At 35.8% G+C, this 23,724-nt stretch carries 27 protein-coding genes; 7 read left to right on the top strand and 20 right to left on the bottom strand.

What is annotated here, in order from left to right:
* Positions 1-124 precede the first annotated feature (124 nt).
* From PLANO_RS06845 to PLANO_RS06830, 4 genes are all read right to left on the bottom strand, one after another.
* Entirely contained in the window at positions 125-2,302 is a 2,178-nt protein-coding gene (locus tag PLANO_RS06845) for a peptidoglycan D,D-transpeptidase FtsI family protein (RefSeq protein WP_038703722.1), read from the bottom strand.
* A gap of 112 nt (positions 2,303-2,414) precedes the next feature.
* On the bottom strand, positions 2,415-3,023 hold the full coding sequence (gene sodA / locus PLANO_RS06840; protein ID WP_038703721.1) for a superoxide dismutase SodA: 609 nt from the start codon (positions 3,021-3,023) through the stop codon (positions 2,415-2,417).
* A gap of 150 nt (positions 3,024-3,173) precedes the next feature.
* Complete coding sequence (locus PLANO_RS06835; RefSeq protein WP_038703720.1) at positions 3,174-3,653, bottom strand: DUF456 domain-containing protein; 480 nt, start codon at positions 3,651-3,653, stop codon at positions 3,174-3,176.
* A 91-nt stretch (positions 3,654-3,744) separates the two neighbouring features.
* The gene (locus tag PLANO_RS06830; protein ID WP_038703719.1) at positions 3,745-5,376 is read right to left on the bottom strand and encodes a Na/Pi cotransporter family protein; all 1,632 of its coding nucleotides are present in this window, start codon (positions 5,374-5,376) and stop codon (positions 3,745-3,747) included.
* A gap of 168 nt (positions 5,377-5,544) precedes the next feature.
* Here PLANO_RS06830 and PLANO_RS06825 point away from each other — a divergent pair, with 168 nt between their 5' ends.
* From PLANO_RS06825 to PLANO_RS06815, 3 genes are all read left to right on the top strand, one after another.
* The gene (locus tag PLANO_RS06825; RefSeq protein WP_052124291.1) at positions 5,545-6,057 is read left to right on the top strand and encodes a DUF1189 family protein; all 513 of its coding nucleotides are present in this window, start codon (positions 5,545-5,547) and stop codon (positions 6,055-6,057) included.
* A 188-nt stretch (positions 6,058-6,245) separates the two neighbouring features.
* Complete coding sequence (gene ispG, locus PLANO_RS06820; protein ID WP_038703717.1) at positions 6,246-7,373, top strand: flavodoxin-dependent (E)-4-hydroxy-3-methylbut-2-enyl-diphosphate synthase; 1,128 nt, start codon at positions 6,246-6,248, stop codon at positions 7,371-7,373.
* 12 nt (positions 7,374-7,385) lie between these two features.
* Positions 7,386-7,976 (top strand): nucleotidase, encoded by a 591-nt coding sequence (locus PLANO_RS06815; RefSeq protein WP_038703716.1) that lies wholly within the window; start codon positions 7,386-7,388, stop codon positions 7,974-7,976.
* A 36-nt stretch (positions 7,977-8,012) separates the two neighbouring features.
* On the opposite strand, the gene PLANO_RS06810 is transcribed toward PLANO_RS06815, so the two are convergent.
* The 5 genes from PLANO_RS06810 to PLANO_RS06790 all read right to left on the bottom strand — a co-directional run bounded on the left by PLANO_RS06810 (position 8,013) and on the right by PLANO_RS06790 (position 12,435).
* A complete protein-coding gene (locus PLANO_RS06810) occupies positions 8,013-8,423 on the bottom strand; it encodes a Fur family transcriptional regulator (protein WP_038703715.1) in 411 nt (136 codons plus the stop codon).
* Positions 8,420-9,274, bottom strand: a complete 855-nt coding sequence (locus tag PLANO_RS06805; protein ID WP_038703714.1) for a metal ABC transporter permease — start codon at positions 9,272-9,274, stop codon at positions 8,420-8,422. Before PLANO_RS06805 ends, PLANO_RS06810 begins: the two co-directional genes overlap by 4 nt.
* On the bottom strand, positions 9,271-10,038 hold the full coding sequence (locus PLANO_RS06800) for a metal ABC transporter ATP-binding protein (RefSeq protein ID WP_038703713.1): 768 nt from the start codon (positions 10,036-10,038) through the stop codon (positions 9,271-9,273). Before PLANO_RS06800 ends, PLANO_RS06805 begins: the two co-directional genes overlap by 4 nt.
* A gap of 195 nt (positions 10,039-10,233) precedes the next feature.
* Positions 10,234-11,127 carry a deoxyribonuclease IV gene (locus PLANO_RS06795; protein ID WP_038703712.1) on the bottom strand — a complete coding sequence of 298 codons (894 nt, stop codon included), beginning with the start codon at positions 11,125-11,127 and terminating at the stop codon, positions 10,234-10,236.
* 12 nt (positions 11,128-11,139) lie between these two features.
* Positions 11,140-12,435 (bottom strand): DEAD/DEAH box helicase, encoded by a 1,296-nt coding sequence (locus PLANO_RS06790; protein WP_038703711.1) that lies wholly within the window; start codon positions 12,433-12,435, stop codon positions 11,140-11,142.
* Between the two features lie 136 nt (positions 12,436-12,571).
* On the opposite strand from PLANO_RS06790, the gene PLANO_RS06785 reads away from it, so the two are divergent.
* Positions 12,572-13,552 carry a 4-hydroxy-3-methylbut-2-enyl diphosphate reductase gene (locus PLANO_RS06785; RefSeq protein WP_038703710.1) on the top strand — a complete coding sequence of 327 codons (981 nt, stop codon included), beginning with the start codon at positions 12,572-12,574 and terminating at the stop codon, positions 13,550-13,552.
* A gap of 48 nt (positions 13,553-13,600) precedes the next feature.
* On the opposite strand, the gene PLANO_RS06780 is transcribed toward PLANO_RS06785, so the two are convergent.
* Positions 13,601-14,062 (bottom strand): hypothetical protein, encoded by a 462-nt coding sequence (locus tag PLANO_RS06780; RefSeq protein ID WP_156108889.1) that lies wholly within the window; start codon positions 14,060-14,062, stop codon positions 13,601-13,603.
* A 157-nt stretch (positions 14,063-14,219) separates the two neighbouring features.
* Between PLANO_RS06780 and PLANO_RS06775 the strand changes: the two genes are divergently transcribed.
* Positions 14,220-14,633, top strand: coding sequence for a hypothetical protein (locus PLANO_RS06775; RefSeq protein ID WP_038703709.1), 414 nt, complete (start codon positions 14,220-14,222; stop codon positions 14,631-14,633).
* Between the two features lie 982 nt (positions 14,634-15,615).
* Here PLANO_RS06775 and PLANO_RS06770 read toward each other — a convergent pair.
* Both PLANO_RS06770 and PLANO_RS06765 read right to left on the bottom strand, forming a co-directional pair.
* Complete coding sequence (locus PLANO_RS06770) at positions 15,616-16,053, bottom strand: hypothetical protein (protein WP_038703708.1); 438 nt, start codon at positions 16,051-16,053, stop codon at positions 15,616-15,618.
* Positions 16,054-16,318: 265 nt separating this feature from the next.
* Entirely contained in the window at positions 16,319-16,873 is a 555-nt protein-coding gene (locus PLANO_RS06765; protein WP_038703707.1) for a hypothetical protein, read from the bottom strand.
* 425 nt (positions 16,874-17,298) lie between these two features.
* Between PLANO_RS06765 and PLANO_RS06760 the strand changes: the two genes are divergently transcribed.
* Positions 17,299-17,727: a DUF4181 domain-containing protein gene (locus tag PLANO_RS06760; RefSeq protein ID WP_038703706.1), complete on the top strand. Its 429-nt coding sequence runs from the start codon at positions 17,299-17,301 to the stop codon at positions 17,725-17,727.
* Positions 17,728-17,792: 65 nt separating this feature from the next.
* Here PLANO_RS06760 and PLANO_RS06755 read toward each other — a convergent pair whose 3' ends face one another.
* From PLANO_RS06755 to PLANO_RS15680, 3 genes are all read right to left on the bottom strand, one after another.
* Positions 17,793-18,014 (bottom strand): DUF3953 domain-containing protein, encoded by a 222-nt coding sequence (locus tag PLANO_RS06755; RefSeq protein ID WP_156108888.1) that lies wholly within the window; start codon positions 18,012-18,014, stop codon positions 17,793-17,795.
* 260 nt (positions 18,015-18,274) lie between these two features.
* Positions 18,275-18,433, bottom strand: coding sequence for a hypothetical protein (locus PLANO_RS15950; RefSeq protein ID WP_156108887.1), 159 nt, complete (start codon positions 18,431-18,433; stop codon positions 18,275-18,277).
* A gap of 371 nt (positions 18,434-18,804) precedes the next feature.
* Complete coding sequence (locus tag PLANO_RS15680; protein ID WP_052124289.1) at positions 18,805-19,464, bottom strand: hypothetical protein; 660 nt, start codon at positions 19,462-19,464, stop codon at positions 18,805-18,807.
* Positions 19,465-19,920: 456 nt separating this feature from the next.
* Between PLANO_RS15680 and PLANO_RS06745 the strand changes: the two genes are divergently transcribed.
* The gene (locus PLANO_RS06745; protein WP_038703704.1) at positions 19,921-20,151 is read left to right on the top strand and encodes a hypothetical protein; all 231 of its coding nucleotides are present in this window, start codon (positions 19,921-19,923) and stop codon (positions 20,149-20,151) included.
* A gap of 155 nt (positions 20,152-20,306) precedes the next feature.
* Here PLANO_RS06745 and PLANO_RS06740 read toward each other — a convergent pair whose 3' ends face one another.
* The 5 genes from PLANO_RS06740 to PLANO_RS06720 all read right to left on the bottom strand — a co-directional run bounded on the left by PLANO_RS06740 (position 20,307) and on the right by PLANO_RS06720 (position 23,522).
* Complete coding sequence (locus PLANO_RS06740; RefSeq protein WP_038703703.1) at positions 20,307-20,981, bottom strand: hypothetical protein; 675 nt, start codon at positions 20,979-20,981, stop codon at positions 20,307-20,309.
* Between the two features lie 181 nt (positions 20,982-21,162).
* Positions 21,163-21,447, bottom strand: coding sequence for a hypothetical protein (locus tag PLANO_RS06735; protein ID WP_038703702.1), 285 nt, complete (start codon positions 21,445-21,447; stop codon positions 21,163-21,165).
* A gap of 455 nt (positions 21,448-21,902) precedes the next feature.
* Positions 21,903-22,292, bottom strand: a complete 390-nt coding sequence (locus tag PLANO_RS06730; RefSeq protein WP_038703701.1) for a hypothetical protein — start codon at positions 22,290-22,292, stop codon at positions 21,903-21,905.
* Between the two features lie 141 nt (positions 22,293-22,433).
* Positions 22,434-22,784: a hypothetical protein gene (locus PLANO_RS06725; RefSeq protein WP_038703700.1), complete on the bottom strand. Its 351-nt coding sequence runs from the start codon at positions 22,782-22,784 to the stop codon at positions 22,434-22,436.
* Between the two features lie 225 nt (positions 22,785-23,009).
* Positions 23,010-23,522 (bottom strand): GNAT family N-acetyltransferase, encoded by a 513-nt coding sequence (locus tag PLANO_RS06720; protein ID WP_038703699.1) that lies wholly within the window; start codon positions 23,520-23,522, stop codon positions 23,010-23,012.
* Positions 23,523-23,724 lie beyond the last annotated feature (202 nt).

Raw genomic sequence — 23,724 nt, 5'->3', positions numbered from 1 at the left:
CTACTATAGAGAGTGATTGTTGAGGACATATAAAGGCAATGTTAAGAAATTGTAAATAGCTGTGATTATACAAAAAAGCCCCAAGGAATATCTCTTATAAAGAGAAATTCCCTGGAGCTATAGTTTATTCGCCTTCCACTTCGACTGTTTTGCTGTATGGCGGTTTGATTAAATTCGATTCTTCTACCTTTTCTTTACTTTTTATCTCAAAATATTTGTCTGCCGCCGCACGAGCAATTTCATTGTTCGCTCTTGGGACATTTTCTGGATCTCTCGTAACATATGGAATTACTACTGCATAAGCAATTTCAGGATTTTCAAAGGGTGCATAGCCAACATGGGCAATATTAATCGCATATTCTTTTGTCAGTTCATGACCTTTTTCATTGAAATACACTTCGGCAGTACCGGTTTTTCCAGCAGCGGTATAAGGTGCATCGCTAAATTGCGCACGAGCTGAACCAGAACTTCCAATATACACATTTCGCATACCGGTTTGAACTTGTTCAATTTCTTCTTGTGTATTATTAATGCGATTTAGAATTTTAGGCTCAATAATTGTTTCAATTGGGCCCAGTGTCACACCATCTGTTGACGCACTACGAATTTCTTTAACCACGTGAGGTTCCATTCGGTAACCATCGTTTGCGATTGTTGAAATATACTGAGCTAACTGCATGGGTGTATAGGTATCATATTGTCCGATTGCTAAATCGAGGAGCATAGCACCTGGGTAAGTACCCCCCATATAACCTGTTCCTTCATTTGGCAAATCAATACCGGTTTTTACACCCAAACCAAATTGAGCATATGAATTTCGCATTTCAGCAAAAGTTTCAGGAGCTACGTACAACCCACGATTATATTGATATTCGACCCCCGCAATTTTCATTGCGATTTTAAACATATAGACGTTTGAAGATCGTTCGATCGCCATCAAATCTGTCATAGGAATGCGGTTAAAGGGTTGCGTATTAAAAATAGATTTTTTATATTTTGCACCGGCGAGTTTAATCGGCTCATCAATTTGAACTTCATTTAATTCCACTGCGTTTTTGGCATAACCCGTTAACAAAGTCGCACCTTTGACCGTTGAACCCATTTCATGAGATGCCGTGAATGTACCAAATGCATAATCATAAATCACTTGTTTGCCATCTTCATCTTCACCAAGTCGCTTACCGACCATCGACAATACTTCTCCGGTCTTTGGATTCATCATAACTAAATATGCGTCCTTAACAAGTTCCGACTTTGGCAGTTTTTTGAGGGCTAGCAATTTATCTTCGACAATTTTTTCTAATTCACTTTGCAACTCACTATCTATCGATAAAACCAAATCTTTCCCTGCTTTTCCTTCATCAACAGGAATTGTTTCGATAACACTTCCTCGGCCATCGGTCACATTTTTCACTACCGATTTTTGACCTTGTAGCACTTCTTCGTATTGTTGTTCTAAAAAGCTTACACCAATACGATCATTTCTCGAATAATCACGCGCTAAATAATAATCTAATTTCGTGGCAGGAATTCCAGTTTCAGGTGTCGTTGTGCTCCCTAAAATCGTAAGATCACTTGATTTGATCCTTTTCCAATCGGTCACTGTATTTATACCTTTTAGTTTTGGGTCTGTTAAACGTTCTGAAACACGCGCAAATTCTTCATCTGTCACATCTTCATTTTTAATCATTTGAGGGGACAGTGCATACCCTGAAGTCATCTCGCGATAAATCGCTAGCACTTCTAGGTCTTCTGCAGATAAACTTGCTAATTCCTCATCCGTAATTTTTTCTCTTACTAAAGCATCGAGTTTTCGTTGCTTTTCTTTTTCAGTAATATCCTCAGAAGCAATAGCTGCTCTTTCTTCTTCTGTCACTTTTTTTGTTGCACTTTCTGTATTTAATTGTATATAAAAATCCTGTTTATCCCGGAGCGTCACTTTATCAATGTTTTTTTCGATCATCTTCGCTAATTCTCGTGCCACTGTCATCATTTCTTCTCTTTTAGTCGTTTGCATCGCCGTATAGGTAATGGCATTGACCGGTTTGTTGCCAACTTGAATTCGTCCCTGGCTGTCAAATATGCGTCCTCTTGGGACACTTGTGTTGACTGGGACTTCTTCAGTTCTAGCGATTGCACGCGCGTAGTCTTCTCCTTTAACAATTTGAAGAAAACCTAAACGTAAAATCAACAAAGAAAACAATAAGAAAATTGTGAAAAACAGGACATTCATTCGAAAGACAGTATTTGACTGCAATTTTACTCTGGCAAGTGAAATGCGTCTTTTTTGAGGCGGTTTCATGAGCAATTTGCTCCTTTCACAAAAAATATCCAGTTATCAGTATATCATCCCATAAAAAAAACACACACTTTTTCTGACGAAAAAGTGTGTGTAAAGTTTCAATTGTGACGTCTTATTTTGCTGTTTCGTAACGGTTTGAAACTTCTTCCCAATTAACTACGTTCCAGAAAGCGTTAATATAATCTGGACGTTTATTTTGATATTTCAAGTAGTAAGCATGCTCCCATACATCAAGTCCAAGTAACGGAGTTTTACCTTCCATTAATGGAGAGTCTTGGTTAGGTGTTGATACTACTTCTAATTCGCCATTTGAAAGAACAAGCCATGCCCATCCTGATCCAAAACGAGTTTTTCCAGCAGCTGCGAATTTTTCTTTAAATTCGTCAAAGCTTCCAAACTTGCTGTTGATTGCTTCGCCTAAAGCGCCTGTTGGGTTGCCACCACCGTTTGGAGACAATAGTTTCCAAAATAATGAATGGTTTGCATGTCCGCCGCCGTTGTTGCGAACTGCTGTGCGAATAGATTCAGGAACTGCATCTAGATCAGCAATTAACTCTTCAACTGATTTTGAAGCAAGATCTTCGTGACCTTCTAAAGCCGCATTTACGTTTGTGATGTACGTGTTGTGGTGTTTCGTGTGATGAATGTTCATCGTTTCTTTGTCAATATGTGGTTCAAGTGCGTCATACGCGTAAGGTAATTCTGGTAATTCATAAGCCATAATTAAATTCCTCCTTGAGTCTATTGGTCTACCTTCTTAGCGTATCAAAATTTCTAAGCTGTTACAAACAAAATGCACGGCAAAGCACGTTATTCAGTCCTTTGACCGACTATCTTGAAAATATGCTCGATTCTCTTAACCTTTCGCTAGTTAAATAGTAAAGAAGAAAATAATCACCATAACGGTTTGAATGATCCCTTTGGTGAAAACTGAAGTGATAAAACCGACGACTGATCCAACACCAGAAAGAAATGATTTCTTTAAAGTCGATTTATTAAAAAGAATCTCAGCAATGATTGCACCGATAAAAGGTCCAATTAAAATGCCCACAATTGGGATTACGAAAGGACCAACAATCAAACCAATTGTACTACCCCAAAGACCTGCTCTGGATCCTCCGAATTTTTTAACACCATAAGCATTTGCAATCGCATCTGCCCCAAATAATAAAATAACAAATAAACTTTGAATCGCCCAGAACCACCATGGCAAATCACTAAAGCTGAAAAACAAGCCGTACATGATAAAGCCTCCGAAAATAAACAAGACAGCCGGTATAATTGGATAAACCAAACCGATAAATCCAATAGCAAAACAAAGCAAGATTAAAATCCAACCGATGATTTCCATCTCTATTCCTCCCTATAAAAAGCCTCTCTACTATCGTGCTCTACATTTTTATAAATGTAAAGTGTGATAGAAGAGAGGCTTTTATATTTACTTAAGCGCGGTTTCCTAAAATTGCTTCTGCAATATTCACTGCATGGTCACCGATTCGCTCTAAGTTACTTACGATGTCGACAAAGACAATTCCTGCTTGTCCAGTACATACGCCTTCGTTCAAGCGTAAAATATGTTTTTTGCGGAATTTACGTTCCATTTTGTCGATTAAGTCTTCTTGTTCAGCTACTTCACGAGCAAGTTCATGGCTAGTTGTATCCAAAGCGTTTAATGCTTTTTGAACTGTTGCAATCGTCAATGTAAACATTTCTGTTAAATCTTCCATTGCACTATCCGTGATTTTCACTTTATTGTTTTCCTGATAGTCAACTAGCTCAATGATGTTTTCAAAATGATCACCAATTCGTTCAATGTCACGAACCGTTTCCATTAACATTGTGTGACGTGTGGAATCAGCTGCTGATATCGATTCCGCTGAAATGAGTACGAGGTAATCTGTGATTTTGCTATCAAGATTGTTGATTGCATCTTCTAACTGATAACCCATTTCTGCATTTTTCTTACTCTTAGACATTAAATACTTATATGTTTCTTCTAATCCTTGCACTGAATATTGACCCATGCGCAAAATTTCTTCTTTTGCTTGACCAAGTGCAATAGAAGGAGATTGTTCGATAAAGTGGATATCTAAATGTTTTGGTTTAAATTCAACTAATACTTCTTCACCTGGAATAACTTTTGTTACAAGATATGCCCAAGCACCTATTAATGGGAATTGAATGATCGTGTTTGCTACGTTAAATGAACCATGAGCAAATGCAATTTGCATTTTCGGCTCTAATGCCAAGACCCCTGAAATCCATTCTACATACGCTGTAAAAGGAATTAATAAGATTAAGAAGATAACCGACCCAACAATATTAAACAGTACATGTACTGCTGCTGCACGGCGTGCTGCAATCGAAGTCCCAAGTGCTGCAAGTACAGCTGTGATGGTCGTCCCGATATTGTCACCGAATAGAACTGGCAGTGATGCGCCAAGCGTCAGGATGTTTTCAGCGTAAAGTCCCTGAAGAATTGCTACAGTACCACTTGAGCTCTGAACAATTAATGTAAAGACTGTTCCTACGAATACTCCTAAAATTGGGAATTCACTCAGATTAATCGTCATATCGATAAAGGCTGGTAATTCGCGCAACGGTTTCATCCCGCCACCCATTAATTCCATACCGTAGAAAAGACCACCAAAACCGAAGATAACTTGTCCGATGTTTTGGATTTTGTTTTTCTTAATGAAGAAAATCATAGCGGCTCCGACTGCCATAATTGGTAAGGAGTATGCTCCTACGTCTAGTCCGATGATAAAGGCTGTTACAGTCGTACCAATGTTGGCACCCATTATAACACCAATTGCCTGTCTCAAGGTCATAAACCCAGCACTAACTAATCCAACCACAATTACTGTAGTACCTGAACTTGATTGAATTAAGATGGTTACAATAATACCTACTAAAACACCCATGAATGGATTAGTTGTAAAACGATCCAAGATGTCACGCAGTTTATCACCTGCTGCTTTTTGTAAAGCATCACCCATAAACTTAATTGAAAATAGGAAAATCCCTAATCCACCAAAGAAGGAAAAGAGGATTTCTTGCCAGTTCATTTCCACGATACCTATTCAACTCCTAAACTTCATATTCACACCTAACCTATTATGCGTAGTTTACTAATAATTTGTAAACACCTTTCTTCAAAATTTACATTCCCGTAACAAAACCGGATATTTTTTTACAATCTACGTGGTACGATTATTGATATTGATGAAAGGAAGATGAATTTGAATATATACCAATTATTTAAAGCGAGTTTGATAGAACCTAAAAAACAAGCAGCCGTCAGAATTATGACCATCGGAAAAATAATGCAATTTATTTTTGTGTTTATCACGCTGTTGACAGTTGTTTCCTTTATAGAATGGATTACAGGGTTAGGCAATTCATCTAGTGGCATAGACGGACTTGTTGAATTTGTAGAAGAAATAGAGTGGCTATTATATCCATTTGCTTTTATCTTCTTGTTTGTTTCTACTACAATTTATCATTTTGTTAAAATTAGCTTTTTTGCCTTTATTGCTTTAGTAATATTGAATGGAAGAAAACGGCGTGGTGAATACCGTCACGTCTGGAGAACAACTGCACTTAGTGTCACATTTCCGACATTTATTGCATTCGTATTAAGCTTTTTTGACTTTGGTTTTAGTGTTACCTTAGCTACTAGTTTGCTTACTATCCTCTATCTATACTTAGCAATTGGTTACTACCCTAAAAAACCAGCTACTAAAAAGGTTTAAGTTTCTACGTTATTCGTAATAAAAGCTATCGCTAATTAACCGTCTTTCTTGTCTTTTAGAGCGCGACACTGCTAAAATGGCTATAGGTAATAGAAGAGAGCCTGCATAATTTGATGTATTGCTAGTATGTAGGACAAAGATATGTGAGCCGGTAAAACAGGCCACCACTAAAAAGGAGAGATTTTTTCATGAGCGAGATGACACACCGTTCAAAAACGCGCCCCGTAAAAGTCGGAGATTTAACGATTGGCGGCAGTAATGAATTATTTATACAAAGTATGGCTACGACAAAAACCCACGATGTAGAAGCAACGGTTGCTGAAATTTTACGTTTAGAAGAAGCCGGATGCCAAATTGTTCGTGTAGCATGTCCTGATGAACGTGCAGCATATGCCATTGGTGCAATTAAAGAACGCATCAACATTCCTTTAGTAGTAGATATTCACTTTGATTATAAATTAGCTTTAATTGCAATCGAACAAGGCGCCGATAAAATTCGGATCAACCCAGGTAATATCGGTCGACGCGAAAAAGTTGAAGCGGTTGTAAATGCAGCTAAAGCAAAAGGCATTCCAATTCGTATTGGTGTGAACGCAGGATCACTAGAACGCAAAATTCTAGAAAAATATGGCTATCCAACAGCTGAAGGTATGGTCGAAAGTGCTCTTCACCACATTAAAATACTAGAAGACTTGGATTTCCATGACATTATTGTTTCTCTAAAAGCGTCGGATGTCAGCTTAGCTGTAGAAGCATATGAACTCGCTTCAAAAGCGTTTGACTATCCGTTGCACTTAGGAATCACAGAATCAGGTACATTGTTCTCAGGAACAGTGAAAAGTGCTGCAGGTCTTGGTGCATTATTTGCCAAAGGTATCGGGAACACACTTCGCGTATCGCTTAGTGCCGATCCAGTAGAAGAAGTTAAAGTGGCGCGTGAAATGTTGAAAATTTTTGGTCTTTCTTCAAACGCAGCGACACTTATTTCATGCCCTACATGCGGACGCATTGAAATTGACTTGATTTCCATTGCAAACGAAGTAGAAGAATATATCTCGCATATTAAAGCACCGTTAAAAGTAGCAGTTTTAGGTTGCGCAGTTAACGGACCTGGTGAAGCTCGTGAAGCAGATATCGGGATTGCTGGCGCTCGCGGAGAAGGATTGCTATTTATGCACGGTAAAACGGTCCGTAAAGTACCTGAAGCTACTATGGTCGATGAACTGAAAATCGAAATCGATAAGTTAGCTGAAGCTTATTTTGAAAAACAAGCAGCTGAAAAAGCGCAAAAAGAATTAGAACAACAACAAGTTTAAGGTTGTGAAAAGATGAAGTATCGTTTCGGAATAGATATCGATGGGACAGTGACTTCTCCAACGTCACTGATTCCTCATATTAATGAACAATTTAATAGTGAATTAACATTGGATGACATTAAAGAATACGATTTAACTGCAGCTCTTCCTCATTTGACGCAAGGTGAATTTTATTCTTGGTTCCGGGATTCCGAGCCGCGCATATATGCGGCTTCTCCTGTTTCTGATCATGCAAAACAAATATTGAACAATTGGAAAGATCAATACGAACTGTACTATATATCTGCTCGAGGCGATAATGTTCGTGATATCACGCTAAATTGGTTTGAAGAACACGCTATCGCGTATGATCATATTGAATTGATCGGTTCTCACAAAAAAATTGAAACAGCTAAACGTCACAACGTCGATTTATTTTTTGAAGACAAACATGACAATGCTGTAGAGATTTCTGAAGAGCTAGATATTCCAGTCATTCTATTTGATACACCTTATAACCGCGAGGCCATTCCTTCGAATGTCGTACGTGTTTATGACTGGCTCGAAGCAGAAAAATGGGTTAAAAACGAATTTAGTTTGCACGAAACATTAAGCCGTAAATAATGAAAAAAGCGAGAGTGGATTTCCCCACTCTCGCTTTTATTTGCATTCGGGACATTTCCCGTATATTTCAAATTTGTGATTAGCAATTTCGTATGACGGTAGTGCTGCACCCAACATATCCATTGGACAAAGCGGAATTTCTTTTATTTTGCCACAATCCATGCAAATAAAATGATGATGGTGATGATCGCTCTCACATTGCATTCGAAAATGACGTTCACCCGATAACTCCGTTTCTTCTAATATATCAAGAGATACAAACGTCGCTAAGTTTCGGTACACCGTATCGTAGCTCATGCTCGGATAATCTTTTTGCATAACATCCAATAAATCTCTCGCCGTCAAATAGCGTTCATCGTTCGCAAACAACTCTAAAATTTGATTACGTTTGGATGTTTCCTTGAAACCTTTTTCTTTTAGAATTTTCCACGCATTTGCTAAATTCATGCAATCGCTCCTTTTTTACGCGAAACCATTATTTTCTTATACGCAAGGACAAGCAATAAGAGGAATATCGATGTTACAACTATTGTTCCACCAGGAGCCAAGTCTAGGTAAAATGCAGAGACTAGCCCAGTAATAACAGAAATTTCTCCAAAAACAATTGATAAAACGATTGTTTGTTTAAAACTTTTTGTAACACGCATTGCTGTCGCAACCGGTATGGTCATAAGTGACGATACTAACAATATACCCACAATGCGCATAGAGCCTGCAATTACGAGCGCTGTCACAATCATAAACATAAAATGAATCCATTTAGCTGGCAAGCCAGAAGCTCGAGCATATTCGTCGTCAAAAGATAAAACGAACAGTTCTTTAAAAAATATAAAAACAAAAGCAAGGACGACTATTGCCACAGCCATCACAATATACAAGTCTTCTCTGCTTACCGCTGAAACTGAGCCAAATAAATAACCAAATAAATCACTCGAAAAACCTTCAGCTAAAGAAATAAAAATAGCACCAAACCCAATCCCTGCTGATAATATAATGGGAATCGCCAATTCTTGGTAATGCTTATACAAGCTTCTTAAACGTTCAATTAACATAGAGCCACCTACTGATGCAGCAATCCCGAGAAATAGTGGATTTAATAGAGCTAAGGAAGCAACACTTTGACTCAAGTACAAACTTCCTGCAATTCCCGCTAACGTAACATGACTTAACGCATCAGCGATTAATGACAGTCTTCTTACTACAATAAACACGCCAAGTAACGGCGCAATAACTCCAATGATTAACCCTGCCGCAAAGGCATTTTGTAAAAATTCATAAGAAAAAATTGCTTCAATCATGTGTGGCTTCCCCCGATATGATGAATTTTCCGGACAGAATGGCCATACCATGCTTCTCGTTTCTCGTCGCTCATGGTGTGAAGCTGTTCTTTATAGCCATGGAAATGAATGGTTTGGTTTAAACACGCCACATGACTAATACGATCTGTTACTGTATCCACATCATGTGTAACTAACACCATCGTGATATTTTTTTCCTTATTAAGCTTAGCTAACATATCATAAAACGCTTGAACATTTTCGTGATCAATCCCAACCGTTGGCTCATCCAATATTAAAACTTTGGGTTTTGCAATTAATGCTCGAGCGATAAATATACGTTGCTGCTGACCACCAGAGAGTTCGCTAATGCTTCGATCGATAAATGCTTCCATACTGACCGCTTCTAATGCTTCAACCACTTGATGGTACATTGTTTTTGGCAGTCGGTGAAACAAGCCTGTTTTCTTTACTAAACCCCCTGCTACTACTTCTTTAACGGTTGCAGGAAATCCAGAATTAAACGAATTGGATTTTTGAGAAACATAACCAATCCATTCACGATTTTTGAAACTTTTTGAGTCGATTCCAAAAAGTTCAATTTTCCCTTTGCTTGGCTTGATAAGCCCTAGCATGATTTTTAATAATGTCGATTTTCCTGATCCATTCGGACCTAATATTGCTAAAAAATCGCCTTCTTCCACTTTCATGGAAATATGATCTAACGCTTTAGTTTCTTCATATTCAAAACTGATATCTTGAATGTCGATTAATGGCGCAACCATTGTTTCGCCTCTTTTCTAATTAATAATGATTACGATTTACACTAGAAAAGTATAGTAGAGTTTTGTGTTAATGTAAATAGATTTTGCTTGAATCACTTGTAATCAGTTTTTTCTCATTTCTATGATGTTATAAAACTAAAAAAGCTGAAGACAATTCTCATATAAGAGACTGTCTTCAGCATGAACTATTTTCAATTATAAAGAAGCTTTTAATTCTTCGATAACTCCTGGTGAAAAGACACCCGCTTTGAACATTTCAATTTCGAATGCATATGGCGGTTTTTTATTTTTAGCATCTGCACCTACATAAGGCGTTTCTAGAATTTTTGGTACATGCATTAAATCAGGATGATGGACAATGCCGTTTAATGCATCAAAGCCAATTTCACCAAAGCCAATGTTTTCGTGCCGGTCTTTAGCCGCTCCGCGAACATTTTTACTGTCATTGATGTGCAATACTTGTAGACGATCAATCCCAACAATACGATCAAACTGTTCAAGTACCCCGTTAAAATCTTCCTTGATGTTGTATCCAGCATCATGTGTGTGGCACGTGTCAAAGCATACAGACAAACGCTCATTATGAGTTACACCGTTAATAATTGCGGCAATTTCCTCAAAACTGCGTCCACATTCTGTACCTTTTCCAGCCATCGTCTCAAGTGCAATATTAACCGGATAATCTTGCGTCAATACCTCATTCAAGCCTTCGATAATTTTAGCAATTCCCGCATCTGCTCCGGCTCCTACATGAGCACCAGGATGCAAGACAATTTGTTTTGCTCCGAGTGCAGCAGTACGTTCAATTTCTTTTTGTAGAAATTCAACACCGTGTTGAAAGGTTTCCGGTTTTTGCGTATTTCCTAAATTGATAATATACGGTGCATGGACCACAATATTTGTTAGATTATTGGCTGCCATGTGAGCAAGCCCAGCATCGATATTTAAGTCTTCAATTGGTTTGCGACGCGTGTTTTGAGGTGCGCCAGTGTAGATCATGAAAGTCGACGCTCCGTAAGAAGCGGCTTCTTCGCTTGCTGCAAGCAGCATCTTTTTGCCGCTCATTGATACGTGAGATCCTAATAACATTGACCTATCTCCTTATTTTTTACGATTTTTACGACGTTCCATTTTTTTGATTTCGTCCATTTTCCACTTCATCTTCTTCTTGTACATCGGTCTTACTTTTTTCGGTTTGTGAACCATTGTTTTCGCTTTTGCATCAGCTGCATCCGTTTTTTTAACGCGTGTTGTACGGCTGTGACGTTCTTTCAAGTCGACAAATTCGCCTTTGACAATATCTTTTTGCTGGAATGGAATGCCCATTTTTTCAATACGAACAATCGCATCATCTTCTTCTGGCTTGAATAACGTTATCGCTAATCCTTTCATTCCTGCACGAGCTGTACGGCCTACGCGGTGAATAAAGAATTCCAGGTCTTCTGGCAATTCGTAGTTGATGACATGGCTTATGCCTTGAATGTCAATACCACGAGCAGCGAGATCTGTAGCCACAATATATTGATATTCCAAGTCACGAATTTGACGCATCATTTTAACGCGCTCACGAGGTGCTAAATCGCCGTGTACACGACCGACACGAATGCCTTCTTTTGCTAATTGGTCTGCCACATAATCTGCATTTGTACGTGTGTTAACAAAAATGATGGCTAAATACGGATTGATTACTTTCATCACATCCTGCAAGCGCTCCATTTTTTTCTTGCTACGAACTGGCACAAGATAAAAGTCTAAGCCATCTGCAGTTGGACGTTTATCGCCAATTTTCACATGAACTGGTGATTCCATGTATTTTTTCAAGAAAGGTTTTAACTTTTCAGGAATTGTCGCTGAAAAGACATACATTTCTAGATCGTCTTTCATTTTCCCAGCAACTTGGTCAATTTCTTCGATAAAACCAAGATCGAAAGCCAAATCTGCTTCATCAATTACAAGAATTTTACCTGTGTGTACCAATAACGCGTTTTCTTTCACTAAGTCTCTCAAACGACCCGGAGTACCAACTACGATATGTGGTTGTGTTTTTAATTTGTTAATCGAACGTTGCTTGTCTGTACCACCGATAAACGATTTTACTTCAATGCCCGATCCAACAACTAATTTTTGCAACTCGTTGAAGATCTGCGTTCCAAGTTCACGTGTCGGTGCTGAAATTACCGCCTGCACTTCCTGTTTGCTGACGTCAATACGTTCTACAATTGGAATAATGAAACTATGCGTTTTTCCAGTCCCTGTGTGGGATTGTCCAATTGCACTTGTGCCTTTCAATATATGGGGCATCATTTCCTTTTGAATCTGTGTCGGCTCTGTAAAACCAAGTTTTTCTACCGCTTCTAATAGAAACGGCTTGAATGGGTATTCGTTGAATTTTGTCATGGGATTAAATTCCCTCCTTACGCTCTAGACATTATAGCATAAATTCCCCTCTTTACGCGATGCAACTTTTGTAAAGCTGTGCCGTCTCCGTTATAATGAATATATGATTGTGAAATTGAAAGGAGCGCGGTACTGGATGAAAGTTATGAAAATATCGCCAAGAGGATATTGCTACGGAGTAGTCGATGCGATGGTTATCGCAAAAAATGCTGCGATGGACGAAAGTTTGCCACGCCCCATTTATATATTAGGAATGATTGTCCACAATAAACACGTAACGGACGCGTTCGAGCAAGATGGCATTATTACATTAGATGGACCAAACCGTCTTGAAATTTTGGAAAAAGTTGAAACGGGTACGGTTATCTTTACAGCACATGGTGTTTCTCCACAAGTGCGCGAGTTGGCAAGACGGAAAGGCTTAGTATCAATTGATGCAACATGTCCTGATGTTACTGTAACGCATGACTTGATTCGTGAGAAAACAGCAGATGGCTACCAGATCGTTTACATTGGGAAAAGCGGACACCCAGAACCTGAAGGCGCAATTGGTGTAGCACCTGATATGGTTCATTTAGTAGAAAGTGTTGAAGACGTTAACCAATTAGAACTCGATTCCGAAAAAATCATTGTGACAAACCAAACAACTATGAGCCAATGGGACGTTGTAGCGATGATGGAACGCTTAAAAGAAAAATTCCCACACTCTGAAGTTCATAAAGAAATTTGCTTGGCAACGCAAGTGCGCCAAGAAGCCGTGGCACAACAAGCTGGCGACACGGATTTATTGTTAGTTATTGGAGATCCAATGAGCAATAACTCAAACCGTTTAGCACAAGTATCTCAAGATATCGCCGGAACTCCTGCTTATCGTATTTCTGATTTGTCTGAGTTGAAATTAGAATGGCTAGAAGGCGTTGAAACTGTTGGTATTACTGCAGGTGCATCTACACCAACACCTATCGTCAAAGAAGTGATGAAATTCTTGGATCTATACGATCCAGCAGACTCAAGCACTCACGAGTTAACCCGTTCTGTACCACTCAATAAAATTTTACCGAAAATCAAGCATCCGAAACCATCGGATCGCATTGAGCCTTATCCAGTAGGTGAATAATTAAAAGCTGTCGCAAAAGTTAAGATTTAACTTTTGGCGACAGCTTTTTTATTGTTCTTGTAACTTGCTCATTCTTCCTATTTCACCTAAATTAAAACCAATCCACGATCCAATAAACGGGAAATAATAACTAGGAATATTCGCACCTACGGTATTGATATTTTCAAAAATGAATACGAATCCAATACCAATACCTATGATACCAATAATGAATAGTTCAATTAATTTGTTGCGCTTCCACCGCTTTTCGCCTATCTTATTTCTATCATATCTTTTCACATATATACTAGTTTTCGTACCAATGTGTTTTCCTGTTTTTAGTGTATACATCACAAAAGCTACCGCTATCCATATGTACACGAAAAATGAACCAATGATGAAAGAATGCCTCTCATTACTAGCAAAATAAATTAGGAATAGAAAGATTAACAACATAAAAATATTATCTTGAATTAGCTTTTTCTTTTTTAAGTACTTGATTTCTTTTATATCCAATTGAGTTATATCCACTCTACTCCTCCTTATGAGTTTACTTTTTAAAAGCATTTATGATATTTTTTAAAATTGATTTATTTGAAATAAATTGAAACATTGTTAAAGATTAATAGGTCTATTCTATTGAAAACATTTACAAATTTCACAAGAACTACGACTAGGGGGTTTTTAGATGAGCTACTTTCTAAAGTTAAATGTGATTAGTATGCTATATGCTTTTATTGTGTTTATTCCATTTGAACTGATGCTAAATGGTTATCGAATCAGCAGACTCACCGAATGGGATCTTGCTACAGTGAATACGATAACTAATATAAGCTCACTCTCTCTATTTACGGGCGGTACTATATTAGTTTATTTCCTTACTACAAATTGGTTAGAAGAAAGAAAAGTAAACTATGTAACTGCAATTTTATGGCTACCTAATTTTGTTCTTTTCGTATTGATATTTGCTTATGTCTTTCCGATAACTTACGGTGGAGATGAACCAAATCCTGTTATTGGCCTTTTGACGATTGGTGGAGCGCTGGGGTATCCATTTTATATACTCGTGCTCAATACCATTGCGATGAATAGAGCATGCTAAAATATAAATTTATCTAAACCAAGAAATTGACATGCATATTACTATTACTTCCGTAACATTGCGATCTTTAGAGTGTTTAATATAAAGATGACATACTTAGAATAAAAAGAAGGGCTGCGATATTGAAATAGAGAAGTAGTTTGTCTCGCTTAGTCAATTTTTTCTCGATGAGTAGATATAATAAAAACGCTATCCAGATACTACATAAGGCAGTAATAAAGATTTCCATTTAGCACCTCTCTTTTTTAAGCATTTTCTACTTGCATCTATCTCAACTATAACAAGTACCAAATAATAGGTATGATCGATATCATTTTCAATCCTATATTCTTCATATTCCTATTCTTCTCCATTTCATGTTGAATGTAATTTAACTACATTTAAATTACATTCATCTACGCTAAAAACGCCATGAAACTTAGAGGGTCTTGGCGTTTTGAATTCTATAAAGCATTAGCCTTTTTTTCGAAATTATCTCTTCAAATTCTGCCCAACCGAGATAGCTGAATCCAATTAATAATGCCCAAAAACTCATTATACTCAATGGTCTTCCGATATTGGAAATCATCGATTTAAACAATTCCTCATTCCAAGAAGTCGTGTTGATTCAAAATATAGCCCAGCTATCTATTTTGAAGAAAACAATAACGCTGCAGTTGCAATAAAACTAATCCAGTTCCCCTTTTGTTCAATTTAAATATCCCTCTTCTCCTAATTTTGAAAATATCAAAACTTTCCTTATTCGTGTATCGAATTACAGATTCCAATTTAACTAGGCATAATGACAAAATCGTCGTTTACATTTCATAGATTCTTCTTGTTCAAAGCTTTCGTAAAAGAACATGTTCACAAATGTAAACTTCAAACAAGTTCCTTCTTCAGATAAGATGTCATATATAAACTGGAGTAACTTAATAAATAAGTCGACGATAACAGAAAGTAGAATGATTTAATTGCAGAAAGATATTACTACAAATCGCTGTTAGACATTCACTTTAGACTTTGAAGCATTTGTAGCTTTGAAACTCGCCAATACTATATAGCCAAAAACTAATCCGGCAATTGTAGGGATAGTCGCTCCGCCAAAGAGAAGAAAACTTGGAATAGGAAGCCAACCTTCTCCTAGAGGTGAGAACGGAAGGAAAGTCATTACTACCACATAGAGCGTGGGTAATCCGATAGCAGTGAATTTAATCCAATCATAGGTCAAAGAGTCTCTTTTCTTTATTTGCAGTAAAAATTTAGGCATGCGAATCAGTAAGCCGATAACCACTGAAAATAAAGCCATATAGGCCTGAAATGGAAAAGGATTAAATGTCATTTGAGATCTTTCAACTACTAGATCCTGTAACTGCATTCCAATATAAAGTATGAATCCAATTGTCAGTGTCCAAACAAAATAATATAAAAATCGTTTCAAAATAAATTCCCCCTTTTTTTAAAAACAAATCGGTATAACTACTATACGGAGTTATCTGATAATTGTTTCACTTATTTGGAAATAAAAGTTTAATAGGCATTTTACTTCATTTCTGTCGTACTACCGATAACTCATGATATGTAAACCTATGTTATTAGGTATACTGACTGCCGGCACTAATTAAAAATTTTATCGTTATATGAAAAGGAAATTTCCAATATTCTTTACGCAGAGCTAATTTTCAAATCAGTAAAATGTCAATACACTAAAACTGTAGAAACTGTTCATATCCTTCGGTAAAAAAATTAAATTTACCTACTTCTATATTTTCGGAATGAATAAAAGTCAAAAAGTAATCTTCATCATTTTTATAGGTAATTTTAAAAAGCCAATTTTCTTCAACTTTTTCATTATTTTTATAGACAGACATTCGATGCTTTGATATTACTTTTAGATCATCTACGTAACCAGCTTGCAATTCATCTTTAGCATGGATTTGGTTGATAGTCTGCTTATCATCCTCCGTTAATTCCAAACCCTCTTCTATTAATACATATTGCTGATTATACTCCTCACCTTTTTCTAAGTACTGTTCTACGATATAAATGCTATCTTTATTGTAAAAACCATAGTTTCTTGGAGTTAGTAGATATGATCCCTCAACCTCCCCGAATTCCGTAAGATCTTTTGCGCTTACCATTTCTTCAACATTGTCTTTACTAGGAGTGGGTTCATAATAAAACATGAACAGGAATATGAGGTAACCTATAGTAATTAAAGCAATTAGTGACGAAAAGAAAATAAATAATCTCTTTTTCATAGCATTTCTCCTTTAGAACTTCGTATTTCAGCAACTCTTTTTCTCCTCAACATACCATATAAACCCATTCAAAAAACAGGGAATTCTTACAATCCAGTTTAGTCTTTCTTCTTTGCCATATATTTTATTAACCGTCCTTAAAAGTGCACCTACATGAATGAAAAAAGAAGATGCTTAAGACCAGCACCTTCTCCATTTTGATTTTATAAACTTCCGATAAGCTGCGATATGTAAACCTACATCTGTTGAGATTCAAGTTTTGAAAGCTTACAGAACAGCATTCTGAATGTATGATTTTTTTGTGAAGCCAGTAGAATCAAGGAAGTGAAAAAATATTTAATTCCTCTTTTTTGAAAAAATGAAGTTTTAATGGAAAATTATTAGTATAATAATTATAACTAATTAAGTAAAAGGGAGGACATTTCATGTATGAAATTGAACCAACCTTCTGGTTACATTTTTTGCTCTTACTAATCATTTTATTCGTGTTAATGGCTTTATTTAATGCTATCTTGCGAAGGTGGTTAGGAGTCGAAAAACCAAAAGCGTTCTCACATAATCATGTAAATAACCAACACAAGAAAATCGACTGGAGTATCAGAATTTTCTTTATGACTTTAATAGTATTAGGGTTTTTCATTAATGTATCCAGACCTCTAGGTGAATCTTACTTACTTTTGGAGCCGTGGTTTTTATTGTTTGGACTTGTATTCATAACTGAAATAGTAAGAGCAATCATGGAAAAGAAATATGCCAAAAACCCCAATGCCTATATTTATACGATTGGCCAATTAGTTTTTATACTTGTGCTTCTCATTTTATTATTTACGACTGATTTTTTCGGTATGTTCTAATTAGATCTTTCATTAGGATGTGAATGTAACTTAATTCACATTGAGTTACATTCAATACTGATCATCTACTGCATTAGGACTAGTAAAACTAAAAATATGCCTCCAGACCCGTAAACGATGCCTAAAAATTTGTTTTTCTTTTGAAATTCCTCTCCACCTAAAAGTAGGAAAAACAATCCCATCCATGCAAAAATAAAACCAGTAAAAGGTTCGAAATCAGGGGAAATAAGTTTGAAAAGCACCAAAAAAATTGTAATTATGCCAAAAAAAACTTTAATTTTATGCAACAAAAAATCATCTCCTAAAAGTAAAGTTTATAGTGAAAATGGAAGATCTTTATATATTCTTATTTTACTCCTATGAATGTAACTTAACTGCACATAAGTTACATTCAGTTTCAAACATTCTCTACATTTAGATTAACATCAATCCCCATAATATGGAGATGGAATAATCAGCATTGCTTTCTCGAATAAAAGTGTTCGAAAACACACACCTATACTAAAGATGAGAGAAAATGTGATAGTGTTCGCATCTTCCCTCCTTATTAACTTTCACTTTTCTCTCTTACTTCCATAATAATTAGGGCAAGTGTACTTATAAGGGCTATTACATACATAATAGTTTTACTTGTTTCTCCCCAAGTGTCTATGGCAGCAATAGAAATTACTACTATTAAAAAAATATACCTTAAATACATTTTCATATTCTAAGTCCCCTTAATGACAGAAAGTTTTATCTAGTTGACGATGGTGTGATTCTAAATTTTATTTAATTGTACTTAAGTTACATACACATTCTAATCTTTGCATCAAAAATTTCATCGGACTTTTTTAAAAGCTTTCTTTTTTTAATACCTTTAAGACTAAAATGGAACCCCTTGGTTTAATATACTTAAATTCCAAATGAATAGCTAGATAATTATGGAAATAAAAGCGTTCGTAAAAGTACACTTTGACAAACCAAAAAGGCAAAGAGCTCATAGTTGAGCTTTTTTCCTTTTGGCGATTAAGAACTCTATCGATCATCGGTAAAATATTATTCTAGAAGTTCTGACATATGAATTTGCGCTTTTTTTCACTGTAAATAAACTGTTTTAAACTGATGTTCACATGGTTTTCTTTCATGAACCCTGACTTCATTATTACCTACCCATTTAATATCTCCCAATAATGGATAGAGCAAGTCGAATCTTGGCTTTTCTTGATAAAGGACTTCTGAATAGATGTGCTTTTGTTCTTTATCTTCAACTACTAGTGAAGCCGTACAATCATATATCCCAATCTCTATTTCAATTTTCGCTTTCAATTTACGGTTGGGACTGGATTTTGGCTTTTTATACGTTTTTTTGAATGTATAATTTTTTTCGGCTACCTTTTGATACGCATATAAGAATGGCTCTTCATCCCAATCCTTGTCTTTACAAATAACTTTTAGTCCATCCATCATCAGGTCTAGTGTCTTTTTCTTTTTCTCTAAATCGGATAGCTGGTAGAAATCACTTACATCATATGGAATCGTTACAGGTAATAACCCGTCCATGATGACGGGTTGACAAGCCAATTCAGCATTTGGATAACACTCAAATTGGACACTACTTACATCATCAAAATGAAGTTTAGGTAAGAACTGTTCAAAGAGATAAACAATGCAGTTGGTTTCAAAATAAAATTGACCTTGTTTAGGTTTATGGTGTTGGGGTGAACGATCTTTAAAATTAAAGCCTCTAAATAACATTCAATAATCTCCTCCTTATGGTCTTGAGTGATATCTAGTATCAGACATCCTGCCACGACCATGTGGTGTCCGTGAAATCATCTCATAAGCAGCAATCGATTCGTAGCAAATACAAAGCTGGTTACTAAAGATTTCAATAATTCCAATACCGTATTTACAAGCTTTTTTCTTTTCATAATGCTTGATAGCTAAACCTGGATCCTATCGAAATTCGAATTTTTAACTTCATGGCACCGATTTTTGAATGTATCATATTTTCATTTGAAGTTGGTTTTGATGGATTTTATAGCAAAGCGAATGAAATAGGGAGACTGAATGTAACTTAATTAGAGTTATGTTACATTCAAATATAATAAAAAAGAACCCGTAGGCTTCTAGTTATCTTTCACGCAAGAATATTTCCTTTTATGTTATTTTAAAGTAATAACTTAAGTATATAAATAAGGAGAAATGAAAATGAAAAAATTTGATTGTAAAAATGGTTGGTTTATAGAGATGCACCCGGAAAGTGAAATATATCTTAATTCGAATAAGGTTGCAGTTGTTGATTACGAGAATGCTTTGATTGCAGTTATTCAGTTTGAAGACGATAAGATTGATTTTCTTCATACAAATTATAATTTAAATCCTAAATTATTAATAAACGAAAAAACAATTGTTTTCCCTGATATGCCAGAAGATGAATAATCAATTAACACATATGTGTGCTTAATTTAATCGCGGATAGTAAATTATTTTATAACGTTTTTATGAGAATCACGGTAAAGGCCAAGTGAGGGATGAATTCCCTTGCTTGGCCTTTTTGAATGTAACTTAATTGCTATTAAGTTACATTCAAAAATCTAAACTTCGATGGTGGCCTGCCAACTGCTATATGGGGATTTGACAACGATTAACGATTCACTTTGCCATTTCAATTCCCCTAAAAACCTGGAGTATACCTGTTCTACCCCCACTTCTTCCGCCAGCAGTTTATTTACAATTTGCATTCCTCTTGCATCATAGACTTCACAATATAGCTGAAACCCTTCGACGCGATGAACGCCTTTTAATAACGCTACTTTTTTTCGGCTAGGACTCTTTTTTGGAGTTTTGCCTGCTAAAAACACAACTTCATAATTTTGAGAAGGAATTTGATCCAGCGCAAGGCTTACTAGTTCTAAAACCTCACTCTGTGACAGAAGGGAAAATTCAAGTAAAACGGGAACGACATATAAATGAATCAGGCGCTTAAATTCCTCGAACTTCGCTTCAGTGGATTCTAAGGAAAAAAACGCTTGGAAGTTATAAGGTGCTTTAATTTGAATCCGATTAATCTCTGGTTGTTGTGTGAGAGAATATGGGCTTCGTTCATTCCCTAAACAAAAAACTTTGACCAATTCATATCCTTCAATGGTCATGCCCAACTCTGTAACCTTCCTAGAAAAAATCAATTCGAATATATTTATTTCATGCATTCGCTCTTTATCTTTCTTGGTAAGATTTTTTCTCCAGTCATTAAAATGAACAGCTAGCATAATTTCCTCCTTTCGTAATTACATGGGTTTTGGCTATTTATGACAAGAGGAAAAGTCTCCTCCACGTTGAGCGATTCCAGGAATCTTGCTGTTTTTTTTCCTCGATTTGAATGTAACTTAATTCACATTAAGTTACATTCAACACTTAAAAACTCGATTGATCGCTAAATAATAAATCATATTAGTTTATTGCCTTCCTTCTCGCTTTTAAATACTTTTTTATCATCATTGCTAGCAAAAGAAACAAAAGAATTAAACCAATATAAACGTTTATAGAAATTAAGAAGAAAAATCCTAAGAATAAATCAGCAAACGTAATAGCAAAGAGAGACCAAAATAGCTTCTCGTCTTTTTTCAAAAAGAAGGTAACGGCTCCACATATCAATGACACTAGCAAAATAATGAATACGAGAATAAGTGGGTTAATATTGGCAATCGAATATACCATTTCGTTTAAATAAGACATGTAGATATTCCTCCTGCCATTTTCAGATTAATATCTAATTCGACTATAACATTTTATGGAAATAATCTATTTTTAGCGGCACTGAATGTAACTTAACTGCACTTAAGTTACATTCAAATTCAATGAAACGGCTACCAGTAGTTTAATGAAATTTACGATTGCTCAGCTATCGATAATTAAATTATATGCAGTAATATTCCTTTTAAAACCACAAGTGGATTTGTTATGAAAGATTCAATGTAAACCACTTGTGGTTTTTGAAGGTCCGACTTCTTTGAATATAAGGCCAAAATTTAGCTGATTTAGCTGCTTAATCAGCTTCTGGTGCTTGATTACTTCCTTACTGATTCTAAGAGGATAATAAAAAAGAATAGGTAAAAGATTCCTTTATCTGCTTTTTAAGTGTAAATTGCTTGTTATTAAGTTACAGTGACAGCCTTTTAAAATTTATCCTTTTATAAACCAGCATGCATAGCTAAGGGTGTCGATTCACCGTTTACGAGTACGTCAATTGTTTCCGTTTCCTCGTCTCCGATTAACTCAAATACATGCTGTTCGATCTCGTTGCTATGCTTTGGCTTAGTCACTAATTTTACGTTTAATTTGTCCCCCTGTTTTTCAAGTGAAGCTGTTACAGAAGCCGTTGATTGATAAATGATATAGGTTATGTTTCCCTTCTTTGTAATAGCCTGTAGTGAAAGGGAAGAAGCTGGATCCACCAGTTCAATTACCTCTTGAACATCTTTTGGTGTTGCTTCCAACTTTTCGATACTCGGTGTAGACTCAAACGAATTGCATGCCGATAGTAAAGCAGAAATTAATAAAATTACTAGCAATTTTTTCATGATTTCCCCCTCCTCTAATCGTTAAAAAATTTAAATTCCACTTTGTGCCGTACCCTCGCGATAGAATTTGTAAAATCCAAAAATCCTGAGATGTAAGTTGCATTCACTAGCCTAATAAATACAGTAGGAATTGAACCGAACCTATTTTGGACCGTTGTTTGTCTCGTATAAATCTCTATAGCTAATTACTAGAAGACTAAACATAAATATCAAGCTCAAAAAAATTCTAGCATTAAATGCATCCGTCCCAAACGTTTCATCGAACAAAATACTGACAGTTAAAGCTAACATGCTGATGATACTGAAAAGAATAAATAATGGCTTGTGTGATGAGAAATACTCTTGCTTCACTTCAATTACTAAATAAACGATTGCGAAGATAAGTGAAACAATACGGGTTAGAAATAAATATTCGTATTGGAAAAAAAACGTCGCAATTAAAAAACTGATCAATGCCAAAATCACGATGATAGAACTTGTATTTTTTTTCATCATAAACTCCCTATATTTCATTTTTGTCTAAACAATATTTTTTAATATTTTAACTAGGTTTGAATGTAGCTTATCTTCGCTTTTGTTACATTCACTTAGTCAAATTTCTTAACCTTATATTGGTCTCAAACTTTAAATAAGCAGGTTCGAATCTGATTGAAACGTAGGACAGACTTTCTTAATATTTTTATAAATTGAGTAGCAATAAAATTAATTCATTCTCTTTTACAAACGAGTTTTTTCCTTTCCCCACAAATAATGTACAAAATTCATTATTTCCCCGTTCATTTCGAATTCTTCTTCATCTACTCGAACTTGCTTAAACCCATTTTTTTCTAACACCTTTTGCGATGCATGGTTAACAGTCGTCGTTTTCCCACGTATTTGTTTCACACTTAAATCAGTTTTCAATAGTAGATTTAATGCCTGATTTCCGATTCCCTTTCCCACGTATGTTGCTCCTATTCTAAATCCTATGTCTCCTATGTTATCTTTTTTATCAACCAAGTTGATTCTTCCTACAATTTCTCCAGAATCGTTGGTAATCAGGTAAAAATCAGAAAGACCCTTCTTTTGTTCCTTCAGCAATTCTTGATGTCTTCTTATAAATGTTTCGAAAGAATAGTAATCGTCTCCTCGACTTGGAACCATTTTTTCAAAAAACCATCGATTTTCAGACTCAAACTTAAATAACGCTTCTGCATCGACTTCTTGTAATAAAATTAAAGATATCTCCATAAGTTGTCCACCCCATTTCAAGCAGTAGATTTATTTGTTTTTTTCATCATACCAATTATATCCATTATTTTTGATTATATACAGAACTTTCTGAAATTCTACTTCGTTATATTTCTGTTATGAGATTCCCTCAGAAAACCGTTCGTAAAAGTACACCTTTACGAACACTCCACAACCTGCTATAAAAGCATTAAAAAGTCGT

It is taken from the genome of Planococcus sp. PAMC 21323 (assembly GCF_000785555.1).
In the GTDB taxonomy this organism is placed as follows: Bacteria; Bacillota; Bacilli; order Bacillales_A; family Planococcaceae; genus Planococcus.
The sequence above is the reverse complement of the archived record's forward strand: the minus strand, read 5'-3'. Positions and strand labels throughout refer to the sequence as shown.

What these genes read in the sequence shown, in the direction of transcription:
- ispG (WP_038703717.1), top strand. Translation starts at nt 6,246, where the DNA reads ATGAGCGAGATGACACACCGTTCAAAAACGCGCCCCGTAAAAGTCGGA.
- PLANO_RS06795 (WP_038703712.1), bottom strand. Translation starts at nt 11,127, where the DNA reads ATGTTATTAGGATCTCACGTATCAATGAGCGGCAAAAAGATGCTGCTT.
- PLANO_RS06775 (WP_038703709.1), top strand. Translation starts at nt 14,220, where the DNA reads ATGAGCTACTTTCTAAAGTTAAATGTGATTAGTATGCTATATGCTTTT.
- sodA (WP_038703721.1), bottom strand. Translation starts at nt 3,023, where the DNA reads ATGGCTTATGAATTACCAGAATTACCTTACGCGTATGACGCACTTGAA.
- PLANO_RS06760 (WP_038703706.1), top strand. Translation starts at nt 17,299, where the DNA reads ATGTATGAAATTGAACCAACCTTCTGGTTACATTTTTTGCTCTTACTA.
- PLANO_RS06810 (WP_038703715.1), bottom strand. Translation starts at nt 8,423, where the DNA reads ATGAATTTAGCAAATGCGTGGAAAATTCTAAAAGAAAAAGGTTTCAAG.
- PLANO_RS06835 (WP_038703720.1), bottom strand. Translation starts at nt 3,653, where the DNA reads ATGGAAATCATCGGTTGGATTTTAATCTTGCTTTGTTTTGCTATTGGA.
- PLANO_RS06765 (WP_038703707.1), bottom strand. Translation starts at nt 16,873, where the DNA reads ATGAAAAAGAGATTATTTATTTTCTTTTCGTCACTAATTGCTTTAATT.
- PLANO_RS06800 (WP_038703713.1), bottom strand. Translation starts at nt 10,038, where the DNA reads ATGGTTGCGCCATTAATCGACATTCAAGATATCAGTTTTGAATATGAA.
- PLANO_RS15680 (WP_052124289.1), bottom strand. Translation starts at nt 19,464, where the DNA reads ATGTTATTTAGAGGCTTTAATTTTAAAGATCGTTCACCCCAACACCAT.
- PLANO_RS06745 (WP_038703704.1), top strand. Translation starts at nt 19,921, where the DNA reads ATGAAAAAATTTGATTGTAAAAATGGTTGGTTTATAGAGATGCACCCG.
- PLANO_RS06735 (WP_038703702.1), bottom strand. Translation starts at nt 21,447, where the DNA reads ATGTCTTATTTAAACGAAATGGTATATTCGATTGCCAATATTAACCCA.
- PLANO_RS06845 (WP_038703722.1), bottom strand. Translation starts at nt 2,302, where the DNA reads ATGAAACCGCCTCAAAAAAGACGCATTTCACTTGCCAGAGTAAAATTG.
- PLANO_RS06815 (WP_038703716.1), top strand. Translation starts at nt 7,386, where the DNA reads ATGAAGTATCGTTTCGGAATAGATATCGATGGGACAGTGACTTCTCCA.
- PLANO_RS06805 (WP_038703714.1), bottom strand. Translation starts at nt 9,274, where the DNA reads ATGATTGAAGCAATTTTTTCTTATGAATTTTTACAAAATGCCTTTGCG.
- PLANO_RS06720 (WP_038703699.1), bottom strand. Translation starts at nt 23,522, where the DNA reads ATGGAGATATCTTTAATTTTATTACAAGAAGTCGATGCAGAAGCGTTA.
- PLANO_RS15950 (WP_156108887.1), bottom strand. Translation starts at nt 18,433, where the DNA reads ATGAAAATGTATTTAAGGTATATTTTTTTAATAGTAGTAATTTCTATT.
- PLANO_RS06730 (WP_038703701.1), bottom strand. Translation starts at nt 22,292, where the DNA reads ATGAAAAAATTGCTAGTAATTTTATTAATTTCTGCTTTACTATCGGCA.
- PLANO_RS06725 (WP_038703700.1), bottom strand. Translation starts at nt 22,784, where the DNA reads ATGAAAAAAAATACAAGTTCTATCATCGTGATTTTGGCATTGATCAGT.
- PLANO_RS06790 (WP_038703711.1), bottom strand. Translation starts at nt 12,435, where the DNA reads ATGACAAAATTCAACGAATACCCATTCAAGCCGTTTCTATTAGAAGCG.
- PLANO_RS06785 (WP_038703710.1), top strand. Translation starts at nt 12,572, where the DNA reads ATGAAAGTTATGAAAATATCGCCAAGAGGATATTGCTACGGAGTAGTC.
- PLANO_RS06740 (WP_038703703.1), bottom strand. Translation starts at nt 20,981, where the DNA reads ATGCTAGCTGTTCATTTTAATGACTGGAGAAAAAATCTTACCAAGAAA.